The following is a 12,805-nucleotide window of genomic DNA, read 5'->3' as shown; positions in this document are numbered from 1 at the left end:
CCCAGCCATGACCATCTCCGAAAAGTTGCACGCCATCGGGCGCCCGCTGCTCCAGGCCCAGATCGAGCACCCCACGGTGGCCGGGATCGGGCGCGGTGACCTGCCCGAGCCGGTGTTCCGGTCGTGGCTGGAGCAGGACTACCTGTTCCTGCTGGACTACGTGCGGGTGTTCGCCCGGCTGGCCTGGCAGGCGCCCGCGGCGCATCTGGGCGATCTCGTGGATCTGGCGCACACCACGTACCACGACGAGCTGAGGCTGCACCGGACGATGTCGGCGGAGTTCGGGGCCGATCTGGAGGGGGCGGTGAAGGGGCCGGCGTGCGCGGCGTACACGGCGTTCCTGCTGGAGTCGGCGGGGTCGTACGGGGAGGGGTTGGCGGCGCTTTATCCGTGCATGTGGGGATATTCGAGTCTTGGACGGATTTTGGCGGAGAATCCGCCCGCTGAGCCGAGATATCGGGCCTGGGTGGACACGTACGCCGACCCCGGGTTCGAGGCGCTCACCGTGCGGATCGCGCAGATGATCGACGAGGCCGATCCCGACCCGGCGCGTGCCGAGGCCCTGTTCGCGGCGGGGATGGCACACGAGCTGGCCTTCTGGGACGTGCCCTAGACAGTACGGCCGGCACCGTACCCGGCACCGTAGTCTGGTGGCATGCCCGAACTTCCCGAAGTGGAGTCTCTCACCCACTTCCTGCGCGAGCGGGCGGTGGGCCGCACGATCCTGGGGGTCGACGTGGTCGCCTTCCAGGCGCTCAAGACGTTCGACCCGCCGGTCACGGCGCTCGGCGGGCTGACCGTCACCGGCGTGACCAGGCACGGCAAGTTCCTCGACCTCGACTGCGACGGCCTGCACCTGGTCATCCACCTGGCCCGCGCGGGGTGGCTGCGCTGGCGCGACGACCTCTCGGGCGCCAAGCCGGTGCGCCCGGGCAAGGGGCCGCTGGCGGTGCGGGTCAGGCTGGCGCCCGACGAGGAGGGCCTGGCGCCCGGGTTCGAGCTGACCGAGGCGGGGACGCAGAAGCGCCTCGCCGTCTACGTCACGAAAAATCCGGACGATGTCCCCGGCATCGCCGCCCTCGGCCCCGACCCCCTGGCCGATACGTTCACCGTCGACGCGCTCAAGCACATCGTGGGCGGCAACCGCACCCAGATCAAGGGGCTGCTGCGCGACCAGAAGATCATCGCGGGCATCGGCAACGCCTATTCGGACGAGGTGCTGCACGCGGCGAAGATGTCCCCGTTCAAGATCGCCGCGACGCTGACCGACGTGCAGGTCGCCGACCTGCACGAGGCCATCGTGACCACGCTGAGAGACGCCGTCGAGCGCGCGCACGGGCTGGCGGCCAAGGACCTCAAGGCGGAGAAGAAGTCGGGGCTGCGCGTCCACAACCGTGCGGGACAGCCCTGCGACGTGTGCGGCGACACGATCCGCGAGGTCTCGTTCGCCGACTCATCGCTGCAGTACTGCCCCACGTGCCAGACAGGCGGCAAGCCGCTGGCCGACCGCCGCCTGTCCAAGCTGCTCAAGTAGCGCTGCCGCTCAGCACCCGGTTCTCGTCGCGGACCCGGGAACGCAGGCCGGCGGCGGCGATGATCGCGGCCAGCAGGGTCGCCGTCACGGGCACCACCAGGGCCGTCCGCATCGCGGCCAGGCCCGCCTCGGCGCCCGTCGCCGTGCCCAGGGCGGCCACGTTGACCGCGGTCACCAGGGACAGACCCAGGGCCGCCCCGAACTGGAACGAGGAGTTGATCAGCCCGCCGGCCAGGCCCTGCTCGTGCTCGGCGATACCGTCTGTGGCCACGATCGTCAGCGGGCCGTAGACGAAGGCGAACATCAGGCCGATCAGCAGCATCGACGGCAGCATCGCCGCGTACGCCCAGTCCAGGCCCACCCCGAGGAACAGCGCGTACGCCAGCAGGCCCGACAGCAGGCCACCGAGCACGACCTTGGCGTTGCCGAACCGGTTGACCAGCCACGGCGTGAGCGTGGGCGCGAGCACCACGTCGGCGGCGGCCGCCAGCAGGGCCAGGCCCGTCTGGATGGTGGACCAGCCGCGCAACTCCTGGAGGTAGAGCGTGACCAGGAACTGGAAGCCGAAGAACGAGGCCGTGAGCAGGGCGGCCGTCAGGTTGGCCCGGACGAGCGGGCCCGAGCGCAGGATGCCGAGGCGGACCAGCGGGACGGCGGAGCGGCGCTCGACGGCGACGAAGGCCGCGACCAGCGCCAGGCCGGCGGCGAAGACCGCCACGGTCAGGGGCAGGCCGTCGGACGGGTGCTCCAGGCGTACGACACCGTAGACCAGCAGCATCATCGCCCCCGTGATGCTCACCGCGCCCGCCACGTCGAACCCCCGCACCGCGGGGCGGTCCGTGGCCGGCTCCTTGAGCAGGGGGATCGCGGCCAGCAGGATGACCAGCGAGAGCAGAACGGGGGCGAAGAACACCCAGCGCCAGCCGATCGCGGTCAGCAGGCCGCCGATCACCAGCCCGAGCGCGAACCCGCCCGCCGCCGTGCCCGCGTAGATGAGCAGGGCCCGGTTGCGCTGCCTGCCCTCGGGGAAGTTCGTGGTGATCAGGGACAGGCCGGCCGGGGTCATGAACGCGGCGGCCACCCCCGTGACGAACCTGGCCAGCAGCAGCACCCAGCCCTCGGTCGCGAAGCCGCCGAGACCGGAGAAGAGCAGGAACACCACCAGCCAGAGCAGGAACATCCGCCGCCGGCCCAGCAGGTCGGCCGCCCGGCCGCCGAGCAGCATGAAACCGCCGTACCCCAGCACGTACGCGCTGACGACCCCGCTCAGCATGCTGGTGGAAAGCCCGAGGTCGGCCCGGATGGACGGGAGGGCGACGTTCAGCATGGCCACGTCGATGCCCTCCAGGAAGATGGCACCGCACAAAACGATCAGTACGCCCCAGGAACGGGCGGGCACAGACACAACAAACCCCCGGTTACTTCTCGGCATGTCAGTTCTCTCTTGTAACCGTCCACATCATGGGCCAGGATGAAATGTCGTGGAAGACGGCACTTTGAGATCACTCAGTTACTGCGAAGGCACCGTGGACGACGACTACGACGTACGCCAGTGGGACACCCGCGAGGACTGCGAGGTCCGGCAGATCCTCGACCGCATCGCGGACAAGTGGTCGCTGCTGGTGATCGCCCTGCTCGACTGCCAGAGCCTGCGCTTCACCCAGCTCCGCCGCGAGATCGACGGCGTCAGCCAGCGCATGCTCAGCGTCACCCTGCGCCAGCTCGAACGCGACGGCCTGGTCACCCGCACGGTTCACCCCGTGGTGCCGCCCCGGGTGGACTACGCGCTGACGCCGCTCGGCCGTACGCTGCACCAGACCATCAAGTCCCTGGTCACGTGGACCGAGGAGCACCAGGCGGAGATCGCGGAGGCGCGTGCGGCCTACGACTCGCGGCGCGAGATGATGGAGCCATGACCGTTCCTGAGATCGAGGCCAACGCCGTTCCCGCCGACGCTTACCTGCTCGACGTCCGTGAGCAGGACGAATGGCTGGCCGGGCACGCGCCCGAAGCCGTGCACATCCCCATGACGCAGATCCAGGGCCGGGTCGACGAGGTGCCCGGCGACCGGACGGTCTACGTCGTGTGCCGGGTGGGCGGCCGTTCGCTGCAGGTCGCGGCCTGGCTCAACCAGCTCGGGCGCGACGCGGTCAACGTCGGGGGCGGCATGCAGTCGTGGGAGTCCGCGCGCCGGCCGATGGTCAGCGAGACGGGCCAGGAGCCCTTCGTGGCATGAGGCGGCGTTACCGCGGTGCGGCACCGGGCCCGGTCGATGGAGATCGCCTTCGAGTAGTTGCAGCGCGAGATTCACCATCCACGCCGCCTTCTCCTCCGACGGCGAGGCCGAGCTCGGCAGGCCGGCGGCGTACGTTCCAGCTTCGCTTCCGGTCACGGCGAACTCGCCCTGCTCGCCGACGCCTTCGGTTACCGCCTACGCCGACCAGCTGAGAGCCTGAGCGTCAGCGGCTCAGGTGTACTGGTTGTCTCGGGACAGGCTGTAGTCGCAAGCCAGGTGCTGGCCTGATCGCTTGTAGATGCACACCCTCACGCGGACCACCCGTATGGGTTTGGGGCCGGTGCGGACGAAGTTTCCGAAGTTGGTGCCGTGGGAGCCGCAGCTGGTGTCCACCTTCCAGGCGCTGTACCCGGTGGTCAGGTCGGTGTGCGTCCACTCCATCTGGGCCCGCACCCCATGGTTGTCAGCGGGGCAGATGTCGCGCACCGTGAAGTTCCGAAAGACGACCCTCGTCCGGCTGACGAAGTCGACGGTCGTCCGGACGTACCCGGCGCCGGCTCTGTCCGGGTTTTCCACGCGGGCGGAGGACACTCCGTCGGCCGCCTGCGCCGGGCTTGCCACCAGCAGCCCGCTCAACGCTGCGATTCCCAGCACGGCGCCCAGAATGCGTGTCTTCAACAGTCCTCCAGCAAGAGATGTCTCGGTTGGTTCGGTTGGCCGTGGAACGTGAACTTCAGCTCTCCCGCGTGGCCGCGGGGGAGACGTGCGAGGTGACGTCTTCGAAGGCGGTGAGCACCGCACAGGTGGCGCCGGGGTGCCGGATGTCGTCGTCTCTGATGACGATGGGCTTTCCGGCCACACCCGGGCGGGTCAGGGTCGCCTCGCCTGGTTCCAGGGGGGTGGAATACGGCCCGAGGTTCACCGGAGCGATCGTTGCACTCCTCGGCAGCACCGTGGAATATGCCGGGAATATGCCTGGTCGCCCGGCAGTGATGTACAGCGTGGCTTGGAGAATGCGTGCGTGGGCAGCCCGCCGACGCGGTGCGAGAGGCCAGCTGTTCGTCCTGCGGACCTGCACGGACTCTCCCGAGGGCGCGATGGCAGCTACCCGGTGGTGGCCGATCTAGGACGAATGGTGCATCATGGGGGCGCGAGCTGGGATGATCCCGGCTTCGTGTACCAACCCCCGCGGGAGCTTGGGGCAACCAGGCTGAGAGGGTAGCTACTGCTGCTGCCGACCGCATGAACCTGTCCGGGTAATGCCGGCGTAGGGAGTGTGCGATGACGCATGGCGTCGAAGAAGTTCCGCTGACCCTCGAAGGCCGCCCGCCGAAGACCCTCGGCGTGCTCGACCAGGGCGCTCTCTGGGCGAACCTCGGGGTCAGCCTCCTCGGCTTCTCCGGAGCCCTGCTCCTGCTCAACCCGCTCGGCGACGCCCCGCTCAGCCTGGCCGCGGTGCTGGTGGCCACGGTGGTGGGCAGCCTGATCGGCACCGCCATGGTGGGCCTGTCCGCCATCCCCGGCACGCAGACCGGGCAGCCGGCGATGGTGCTGCTGCGCGGGCTGTTCGGGGCCAGGATCTCCTACGTGCCCACGGTGCTGAACATCGTGCAGATGATCGGCTGGGGGGCCTTCGAGCTCTGGGTGATCGCGAAGGGTGCCACCGCGATCTTCGGCTCGGTGCCGTACCAGGTGTGGGTGGTCGTGGCGGGGGTGCTGACCACCGCGCTGACGATCTGGCCGCTCGGGTCGATCCGGCTGCTGCGCCGGTACGTCACCGTCGGCGTGATCATCGCGATGATCTGGTTCACGGTGTTCTTCCTGCGCGACGCCCCCTCCCCGGAGGGCGGGAGCTGGACGGCCTTCCCCGCCGCGGTCGACTACGTGATCGCGCTCTCGGTGTCCTGGGTGCCGATGGCCGCCGACTTCGCCCGCCACTCGCGCTCCAGCAGGGCCGCCTTCACCGGCGTGGTCGGCGGATACACCCTGGCCCAGGTGGCGTGTCTGGGGCTGGGCGTGTACGCGGTGGCCCTCGCGGGCGCCGCCGGGGTGCAGGCCGACCAGACGTCGGTGTTCGGGCCGTTCGTGGCGGTGCCGCTGGGCGCGCTGTTCTTCGGCATCCTGGTCCTGCGCGAGACCGACCAGTCCTTCGCCAACGTCTACTCCACCACGGTCTCGCTGCAGAACCTGATGCCGCGGATGGACCGGCGCGTCTTCTCCGTCGGCATCGGCGTGCTCACCGTGGTGATCGCCCTGCTGGTGGACGTCACCTCGTACGGGGTGTTCCTCGGCCTGATCGGGGCGGTGTTCGTGCCGATGTTCGCGGTGCTCGCCGTGGACTACTTCCTGCTGCGCCGCGGCACGGGCTGGAACACCGCGGAGGACGCGCCCTCGCGCTGGTCGATGCTGGTGCCGTGGGCGCTGGGCTTCGCCGCCTACTGGCTGACGACCTCGACGCCGACGATCCCCCAGTGGGACGCGTGGTGGGCGGGCGTGCGCGAGGTCCTCGGCTTCGTCCGGCAGCCGTGGATGAACGGCGCCCTGGGCGGTGCCTTGGTGGCCGCGCTGGTGACGCTGCTCATCGGGCTGCTGGCCCGGCGGTCCGCCGCTCGACGTTGAGCAGGTGCTGCTTGGCGGCCGCGCCCCCCGCGTAGTCGCCGAGCGCGCCGTCCTCGCGCACCACCCGGTGGCAGGGCACGATCACGCAGATGGGGTTGGAGGCCAGCGCGTTGCCGATCGCCCGCAGCGCGCGCGGCCGGCCGATGCTCTCGCCGATCTGCTCCAGCGTGGTGGTGGTGCCATAGGGGACCGCCATGGTCTTCTGCAGCACCGTGCGCGCGAAAGTCGTGGCCAGCGTCAGGTCCACCGGCGTGGCGAACGCGCGCAGCCGCCCCGAGAAGTAGGCGTCGAGCTCCCTGCGCACCGGGTCGAGGCGTCGCGCGTCGGGCCCGATGAACCTGCCCACATGCCTGCTGACCAGCTCGAAGACGTCGTTTTCCGGCTCGAAGCTGCAGGCGGCGATGCCCTTGCCGGTCACCGCCAGCACCATCCTGCCCACGGCCCCGTCGTAGGTGCCGAAGGCGATGTCCGGTGGTGTGTCACCCCGATAGGTGCTGGAGGTCACCCGCAGCAGGGCATCGAGATCGTTGCTCGACATACCCCTCACCCTCCCACCCGCCAGGAATTACCGTGACCGCAGCGTATCGGACGGATCGCCCGACGCACCCACCGCGCCACGTGCACTATGGAGGTGTGGGGGACGAATGGGCCGGTAGTGACGATGAGATCGCTCGCGCGGCGCTCGCCAGCTCGCCCAACGCCGTCGTGGCGCTCGATCGGGACCAGAGCGTGCTGGTGTGGAACGCCGCGGCCGAGCGCGTGTTCGGGTGGCCGGCGGAGGAGCTGCTCGGGCGCAGGGCGCCGATCGTGCCTGACGAGCTGACCGCCGAGCACAACGCCGTGCTGGAACGCGTACGCACGGGGGAGCCCGTGTCGTTGCGCACCAAGCGCGTGCGCAGCGACGGCACGGTGCTCGACCTGCGGGTGGACATCAGCGCCCTGCGGCTGGGCAACGCCGTGGGCGGTTACGTGTGCGTCTACCACCCCGCCCGGGCCGACGAGGTGGCCAGGAACCGGATGGCGCGCCGGGCCAGGCTCGTGCGCCGGCTGACCGACGTGGTCGGCGACATCAACTCCGAGCTGGAGCTGTCGGCCGTGCTCGACCGGATCTCCGCCAACCTCACCGAACTCACCGGGGCGGACGCGGGCGGGTTCGTGCTGATCGAGGGTGACAGGTTGCGGGTGGTCAGCACGTACCAGTTGCCGGACACGATCAGGGGCGCCACCAGCGACCTGCGTACGAGCCTCGTGGACAAGCTTTTACGCACCGGCAAGACCGTGATGCTGGAGTCCGACGGGCTCGACGACCTGGTGTGGGCGCGGCTCAACGGCCTGCACACGATCGCGCTCGGCCTGGCGGCGGTCGGCGGGCGCCCGTACGGCGCGCTCTACTCGCTGTTCGCCCGGCGCAGGCCGGGGCACCTGGAGCTGGAGCTGCTGGAGCTGCTGGCCGGGCATGCGGGGATCGCCGTCGGCAACGCGGTGGCCTACCAGGAGGCGGTGCGGCAGCGGGCGCACGAGCGGGCCGTGTTCGACGCCAGCGCCGACGGCATCGCCGTGCTCGACCAGGCCGGCCACGTGGTGCGGTGGAACCCGGCCGCCGCCGAGCTGACCGCGTTGCCCGCCGCGTCCGTGATCGGCGGGCCGCCGCCGTTCCCGCTGCCCAAGCCGGGCGAGAAGGTCACCTCCCAGATGGACAACGGGCGGTGGCTGGACGTGGTGAGCGCGCAGATCGAGGAGACCGGCGAGGTGGTCGTCGACTTCCGCGACGTGACCGCGGCCAAGGAGCTGGAGGAGGCCAAGGACCTGTTCCTGGCCACGACCAGCCACGAGCTGCGTACGCCGATCACGATCGTGCGGGGGTTCGCCAGCACGCTGGACTCGCGCTGGGACAAGATGGGCGACCCCGAGCGCCGCTCCGCCGTGCACACGATCGCCGAGCGGGCCAGGTCCCTGGGCGAGCTCATGGACCACCTGCTGCTGGGCGCCAGGGCCGGGGCCGACGAGCTCAAGGTGCGGATCGAGGAGTTCGACCTGGCCGAGCGGATCGACGCGGCCACGCTGGGGCTGCCCGCCCTGTCTGACCGGCACCGGGTCGAGGTGGTCATGCCGGACGGGCTGCCGTACGTGCTGGGCGACGCGCTGGCCACGGACATCGTCCTGGGGCAGTTGCTGGAGAACGCGTTCAAGTACTCGCCGAAGGGCGGGCTGATCAGCGTCGAGGCGTGGCCGGAGGACGACAACGTCGTCGTGGTGGTCGACGACGAGGGGGTCGGCATCGCCCCGGCCGACAGGGAGCGGATCTTCGAGCGCTTCGTCCAGGTGGACAGCGGCGACCGAAGACGGTTTGGTGGAGTGGGGCTCGGTCTCTACATCGTCCGCAGTCTCGCCAGGGCGCAGGGCGGAGATGTCAGCGCTCATCCGAGGCCTGGAGGAGGCACCAGAATGCGGCTCGTACTGAGATGCGTTTCCACTATCGGATCCGACACACCGATGCGGTAACGAGGTGGTCACGGTTGAGCTGATCTATCGTCCAATGTGTACAAGCTGTGATCGAGATGCGGTTTCTGGGATTGAGTAACGGGGCATTTCGGTCGTACCGGGGAGTGTTCCCGCGGGGGGCACAGGTAACGGGGAGGTGGGTGTGTCAAGCGTGGTGCTGCTGCCGTACGCGCCGTCCAGCGTTGCCGTCGCCCGCCAGCGTCTGAGCACTGACCTGCAGGACAGTGGGGTCTTTTCCGCCGCGATCGACGATGCCGTGCTGGTGGTGAGCGAGTTGCTGAGCAACGCGCTGCGGCACGCGCATCCGCTGCCGTCGGGCATGGTGAGGGTTGCCTGGCTACGCAGTGACGATCACATCGAAGTGGCGGTGAGCGATGGGGGTGCGGCCACCGAGCCGCGGGCGGGCCGCCCGACCCTGTCCTCGCTCGGGGGCCGGGGGCTCGGCATCGTGGAATACGTGGCCGAGAGCTGGGGGGTCAGGCACGACGGGGACACGACGACCGTATGGGCCATCCTGCCCGCCCCCAGTCAATCGATGAACGGGCAGGTGGCGGCACTCAGAGAGGCCGGCTAGCGAGCACGGCCCGCTCGCTGACGGTCCAGGCCGTGGAGACGAGCAGATAGAGGCCGGCCGCCAGGGGGAGCACCAGAGCGGCCAGCACGGAGCCGTACGGCAGCAGCCGCATGATCTTCTTCATCAGCTCCGGCTGCTCTTCCTGAACCTTGATCTGCCGGGCGGAGAACCACGCCACCGCCACGATCAGCAGAATGACCAATACAAAGACCAAAACCGGCATGCTGACCAGACCGTAATTGGCTACCAACCCCGCCACCTGCTGCCCCAGCGGAGCCCCGAAAAGGTCGTGCCCGGCGAGCGCGGTCGGATGCGTGGCCACCCGGTACATCAGCCACATGAACGGCAACTGCGCCAGCATCGGCATGAACCCCGCGAACGGCGACGTGCCTTCCTTGGCGTAGAGCGCGGACAGTTCCTTCGACAGGCGCTCCGGGTTGCGCCCGTGCCGCTGCTGCAGCTCGCGCAGCTTGGGGGCGAGCCGCTCGCGGATCTTCATCGTACGGGCCTGGCGCACGTTGAGCGGCAGCAGCAGAAGGCGTACGGCCAGCGTGAACAGCACGATCCCGAGCGCGGCGCTGCCGCCGGACATGCCGATGACAAAGGTGACGAGAGAATCGATCATGAGCCCTTGTTCCCTAGGAGAGGCGGACGAGGGGCTCACTCGTCTCACAGAGGGAGCCCCGCCTTACTGGAAAGCGGGGCATGCCTAGGGGGCTCGCGGGCGCGAACGACCGGCCGCGTCCGGATCGCGCTGCCGCTGGAAGGCCGTGCGGCGCGCATAGGTCAGCGGGAAGCTCGGCGGCTCTCCGCTGAGCGTGGGCAGCAGCGTGGCCGCCCACGTGGCCAGCAGCAGGATCGCCACCATGGTGATCCCCACCAGCCACGGATCGAACAGGATCTGCGTCACTGCGAGCGCGACTTGCCCACCACGGTGACCGCGACGAAGACGAGCAGAGCGACCACACCGACGATCAAAGCGAGCTTGACCAGGCCGACCAGCATCGGCAGCAAGAAGTTGAACAGCACGAAGAGACCCAGCAAGGTCCCTATGACGAGCATCACGACTCTACCCATGAGGCAACCGTACGTCCTGGGGACATGATCCGCGAGCCTTACGAACCAATGACGTACATGTCACTTACGTGCACCACGGCCGTACCGTGAAGTCGTGAACACGCGCATCCTGGTGGTGGACGACGATCCCACGGTCTCCGAGGTCGTGGCGCGCTATCTGGAGCGCGACGGGCACGAGGTCGAGTGCGTCGGCGACGGCGTCGAGGCGCTGCGCAGGGCGCTGGCGAACCCGCCCGACCTCATGGTGCTCGACCTGATGCTGCCCAAGATCGACGGGCTGCAGGTGTGCAGGAAGCTCAGGGAGCGCTGGCCGGTCCCGGTGATCATGCTGACCGCGCTCGGCGAGGAGATCGACCGGGTGGTCGGGCTGGAGACCGGGGCCGACGACTACGTCACCAAGCCGTTCAGCCCGCGCGAGCTGGCGCTGCGCGTGCAGTCGGTGCTGCGGCGGGCGCGCGGGGCCTCCGTCACCGGGGGCACGGGGGTGCTCCGCGACGGCGACCTGGTGGTGGACGTGGGGGCCCACGAGGTACGGCGGCGCGACGCCGAGGTGATGCTGACGGCCCGGGAGTTCGACCTGCTGGCCTACCTCATGCGTAACCCGCGGCAGGCGTTCAGCCGGTCGGCGCTGCTCAACCAGGTGTGGGGATGGTCGTTCGGCGACTCGTCAACCGTGACCGTGCACGTGCGGCGGCTGCGGGAGAAGATCGAGCCCGACCCGACCGAGCCGCGCAGGATCGTCACGGTGTGGGGGGTCGGCTACCGGTACGAGCCGCTGGAGGGCCCATGATGCCCAAGCCGGGGGACCTGCCCATGGTCGTGGGCGTCACGGCCGGGCTCGGGCTGCTGGTCGCGCTGGCGGGCATCTGGGTGATGTGGCGGCTGCGTACCAGGTCCATCGGGGTGATGCTGGCCGTGGTCGTGGTGGTCGCGGTGGCGGCCACGCTGGCGGGCGTCGTGGCGATCATCACCAAGATGATCATCGAGGGGCCGACCAAGGACTTCGTGCTGAGCGTGGTGGCCGTGGGCGGGCTGGTGGGGCTGGGGGTGGCGTTCGTGCTGGCCAAGCGGGTGGTCGGGGAGAGCAGGCGGCTGGTGGCGGCCGTACGCGACCTGCCGTTCGTCGCGCCCCAGGGGCTGCCGGCCGAGCTGCAGACGATCGCGAACACCCTTGAGGAGGCGTACGCGCGGGAGCGGGCCCTGGAGGGGGCGCGGCGGGAGCTGGTGGCGTGGGTGAGCCACGACCTGCGTACGCCGCTGGCCGGGATGCGCGCCATGGCCGAGGCGCTGGAGGACGGGGTGGTGTCCGACTCCGGGACGGTCGCGCGCTACCACAGGCAGATCAGGCTCGAGGTGGAGCGGCTGTCGGGGATGGTGGACGACCTGTTCGAGCTGTCGCGGATCCACGCCGGGTCGCTGCGGCTGTCGCGGGCCAGGATCGGGCTGGCCGACCTCGTCGCCGACACGCTGGCCGGGGCGGAGCCGCTCGCCCGGGCCAAAGGGGTGCTGCTCACGGCCGAGGCGGCGGCCGCGGTGCCGGTGGAGGCCGACGCGGGGGCCCTCGGCCGGGCCCTGGGCAACCTGGTGGTCAACGCCATCCGGCACACGCCGTCCGACCGGGCCGTGGTGCTCAGGGCCGGGGTGGATGCGGAGGGGATGGCCTGTTTGTCGGTCACGGACTGTTGCGGGGGGATACCCGAGGAGGATCTGCCTCGGGTGTTCGAAGTGGCCTTCCGGGGGGAGGCTGCTCGTACTCCTACCGCCGATGGAGGGGCCGGGCTGGGGCTGGCCATCGCGCAAGGGATCGTGGAGGCGCACGACGGGGTGATCGGGGTGGTCAACGACGGGCCGGGGTGCCGGTTCGAGATCCGGCTTCCCCTGGTCAGCGGCTGACGGCCGGTCTTGCCCCTCAGGCGCTCTCCGGCAGATCCCGCGATGCACCGAAGGACTCCGACATTGCCCGAAATGTCGGGCAAGGCCAGCGCCACATGCAGCTCCGGCACCGCAGGATCGGGTGGGCGGTGTCGCTCGTGATGCCCCCCGCGTCCCGCGGCTGGTGGAGATCGAGCAACCTGAGCCCCAGCTCCGTGAACCTGAGCAGCTCGGTGCGCGCCCCGGCGAGGAACTCCAGGTCCTCGATGGCGAGCCGGGTGCGGATGGGGACGTAGCCTTCGTGGTTCACCAGGCCGCGCAGGCGCCCCGCTTGGTCATGCCATGACGTCGCCTTCTCTGTGCTGATGAGGATGGTCTCCAGGCGTTCTCG

General features: G+C 69.9%; 17 protein-coding genes and 1 riboswitch. Of the genes, 9 read left to right on the top strand and 8 right to left on the bottom strand.

The features are described from left to right. Positions 1 to 7: 7 nt before the first annotated feature. Entirely contained in the window at positions 8 to 613 is a 606-nt protein-coding gene (locus ACBJ59_RS12665) for a TenA family protein (protein ID WP_375110351.1), read from the top strand. A gap of 42 nt (positions 614 to 655) precedes the next feature. Further along, positions 656 to 1,534, top strand: a complete 879-nt coding sequence (locus ACBJ59_RS12660; protein ID WP_375110350.1) for an Fpg/Nei family DNA glycosylase — start codon at positions 656 to 658, stop codon at positions 1,532 to 1,534. Here the strand turns inward: ACBJ59_RS12660 and ACBJ59_RS12655 are convergent. Further along, positions 1,527 to 2,900, bottom strand: coding sequence for an MFS transporter (locus ACBJ59_RS12655; protein WP_375110349.1), 1,374 nt, complete (start codon positions 2,898 to 2,900; stop codon positions 1,527 to 1,529). The genes ACBJ59_RS12660 and ACBJ59_RS12655 overlap by 8 nt on opposite strands. Positions 2,901 to 3,030: 130 nt before the next feature. On the opposite strand from ACBJ59_RS12655, the gene ACBJ59_RS12650 reads away from it, so the two are divergent. Then, positions 3,031 to 3,450, top strand: coding sequence for a winged helix-turn-helix transcriptional regulator (locus ACBJ59_RS12650; RefSeq protein WP_375110348.1), 420 nt, complete (start codon positions 3,031 to 3,033; stop codon positions 3,448 to 3,450). Further along, a complete protein-coding gene (locus ACBJ59_RS12645; RefSeq protein ID WP_375110347.1) occupies positions 3,447 to 3,770 on the top strand; it encodes a rhodanese-like domain-containing protein in 324 nt (107 codons plus the stop codon). Before ACBJ59_RS12650 ends, ACBJ59_RS12645 begins: the two co-directional genes overlap by 4 nt. 231 nt (positions 3,771 to 4,001) lie before the next feature. Here the strand turns inward: ACBJ59_RS12645 and ACBJ59_RS12640 are convergent, their stop codons facing one another. Both ACBJ59_RS12640 and ACBJ59_RS12635 read right to left on the bottom strand, forming a co-directional pair. Next, positions 4,002 to 4,424, bottom strand: a complete 423-nt coding sequence (locus ACBJ59_RS12640; protein WP_375110346.1) for a hypothetical protein — start codon at positions 4,422 to 4,424, stop codon at positions 4,002 to 4,004. 79 nt (positions 4,425 to 4,503) lie between these two features. Then, a complete protein-coding gene (locus ACBJ59_RS12635) occupies positions 4,504 to 4,692 on the bottom strand; it encodes a hypothetical protein (RefSeq protein ID WP_375110345.1) in 189 nt (62 codons plus the stop codon). A gap of 256 nt (positions 4,693 to 4,948) precedes the next feature. Beyond that, positions 4,949 to 5,061, top strand: a riboswitch (TPP riboswitch). Between ACBJ59_RS12635 and ACBJ59_RS12630 the strand changes: the two genes are divergently transcribed. Beyond that, complete coding sequence (locus ACBJ59_RS12630) at positions 5,052 to 6,389, top strand: purine-cytosine permease family protein (RefSeq protein ID WP_375110344.1); 1,338 nt, start codon at positions 5,052 to 5,054, stop codon at positions 6,387 to 6,389. It overlaps the preceding riboswitch by 10 nt. On the opposite strand, the gene ACBJ59_RS12625 is transcribed toward ACBJ59_RS12630, so the two are convergent. Further along, positions 6,349 to 6,927: a methylated-DNA--[protein]-cysteine S-methyltransferase gene (locus ACBJ59_RS12625; RefSeq protein WP_375110343.1), complete on the bottom strand. Its 579-nt coding sequence runs from the start codon at positions 6,925 to 6,927 to the stop codon at positions 6,349 to 6,351. The genes ACBJ59_RS12630 and ACBJ59_RS12625 overlap by 41 nt on opposite strands. Positions 6,928 to 7,022: 95 nt before the next feature. Here ACBJ59_RS12625 and ACBJ59_RS12620 point away from each other — a divergent pair, with 95 nt between their 5' ends. Together ACBJ59_RS12620 and ACBJ59_RS12615 are read left to right on the top strand one after the other, a co-directional pair. Beyond that, positions 7,023 to 8,891: an ATP-binding protein gene (locus tag ACBJ59_RS12620; protein WP_375110342.1), complete on the top strand. Its 1,869-nt coding sequence runs from the start codon at positions 7,023 to 7,025 to the stop codon at positions 8,889 to 8,891. A 151-nt stretch (positions 8,892 to 9,042) separates the two neighbouring features. Further along, complete coding sequence (locus tag ACBJ59_RS12615; RefSeq protein WP_364111355.1) at positions 9,043 to 9,465, top strand: ATP-binding protein; 423 nt, start codon at positions 9,043 to 9,045, stop codon at positions 9,463 to 9,465. Here the strand turns inward: ACBJ59_RS12615 and ACBJ59_RS12610 are convergent. From ACBJ59_RS12610 to ACBJ59_RS12600, 3 genes are all read right to left on the bottom strand, one after another. Continuing rightward, the gene (locus ACBJ59_RS12610) at positions 9,449 to 10,090 is read right to left on the bottom strand and encodes a membrane protein insertase YidC (protein ID WP_364111353.1); all 642 of its coding nucleotides are present in this window, start codon (positions 10,088 to 10,090) and stop codon (positions 9,449 to 9,451) included. The two genes, ACBJ59_RS12615 and ACBJ59_RS12610, sit on opposite strands and share 17 nt — an antisense overlap. Before the next feature lie 84 nt (positions 10,091 to 10,174). Then, a complete protein-coding gene (locus tag ACBJ59_RS12605) occupies positions 10,175 to 10,375 on the bottom strand; it encodes a DUF6412 domain-containing protein (RefSeq protein WP_364111351.1) in 201 nt (66 codons plus the stop codon). After that, entirely contained in the window at positions 10,372 to 10,542 is a 171-nt protein-coding gene (locus tag ACBJ59_RS12600) for a hypothetical protein (RefSeq protein WP_364111349.1), read from the bottom strand. The genes ACBJ59_RS12605 and ACBJ59_RS12600 overlap by 4 nt, the downstream gene beginning before the upstream one ends. 94 nt (positions 10,543 to 10,636) lie before the next feature. Here ACBJ59_RS12600 and ACBJ59_RS12595 point away from each other — a divergent pair, with 94 nt between their 5' ends. Together ACBJ59_RS12595 and ACBJ59_RS12590 are read left to right on the top strand one after the other, a co-directional pair. Beyond that, complete coding sequence (locus ACBJ59_RS12595) at positions 10,637 to 11,332, top strand: response regulator transcription factor (protein WP_375110341.1); 696 nt, start codon at positions 10,637 to 10,639, stop codon at positions 11,330 to 11,332. Beyond that, positions 11,329 to 12,435, top strand: a complete 1,107-nt coding sequence (locus ACBJ59_RS12590; RefSeq protein ID WP_375110340.1) for a sensor histidine kinase — start codon at positions 11,329 to 11,331, stop codon at positions 12,433 to 12,435. Before ACBJ59_RS12595 ends, ACBJ59_RS12590 begins: the two co-directional genes overlap by 4 nt. A gap of 16 nt (positions 12,436 to 12,451) precedes the next feature. On the opposite strand, the gene ACBJ59_RS12585 is transcribed toward ACBJ59_RS12590, so the two are convergent. Continuing rightward, positions 12,452 to 12,724, bottom strand: a complete 273-nt coding sequence (locus ACBJ59_RS12585) for a hypothetical protein (protein WP_375110339.1) — start codon at positions 12,722 to 12,724, stop codon at positions 12,452 to 12,454. Between the last annotated feature and the right edge of the window lie 81 nt (positions 12,725 to 12,805).

Origin of the sequence: Nonomuraea sp. MTCD27 (assembly GCF_041950495.1) — a bacterium.
Classification (GTDB): domain Bacteria; phylum Actinomycetota; class Actinomycetes; order Streptosporangiales; family Streptosporangiaceae; genus Nonomuraea.
Note: the sequence above shows the minus strand (reverse complement) of the source record. Positions and strands in the feature narration are given on the sequence as shown.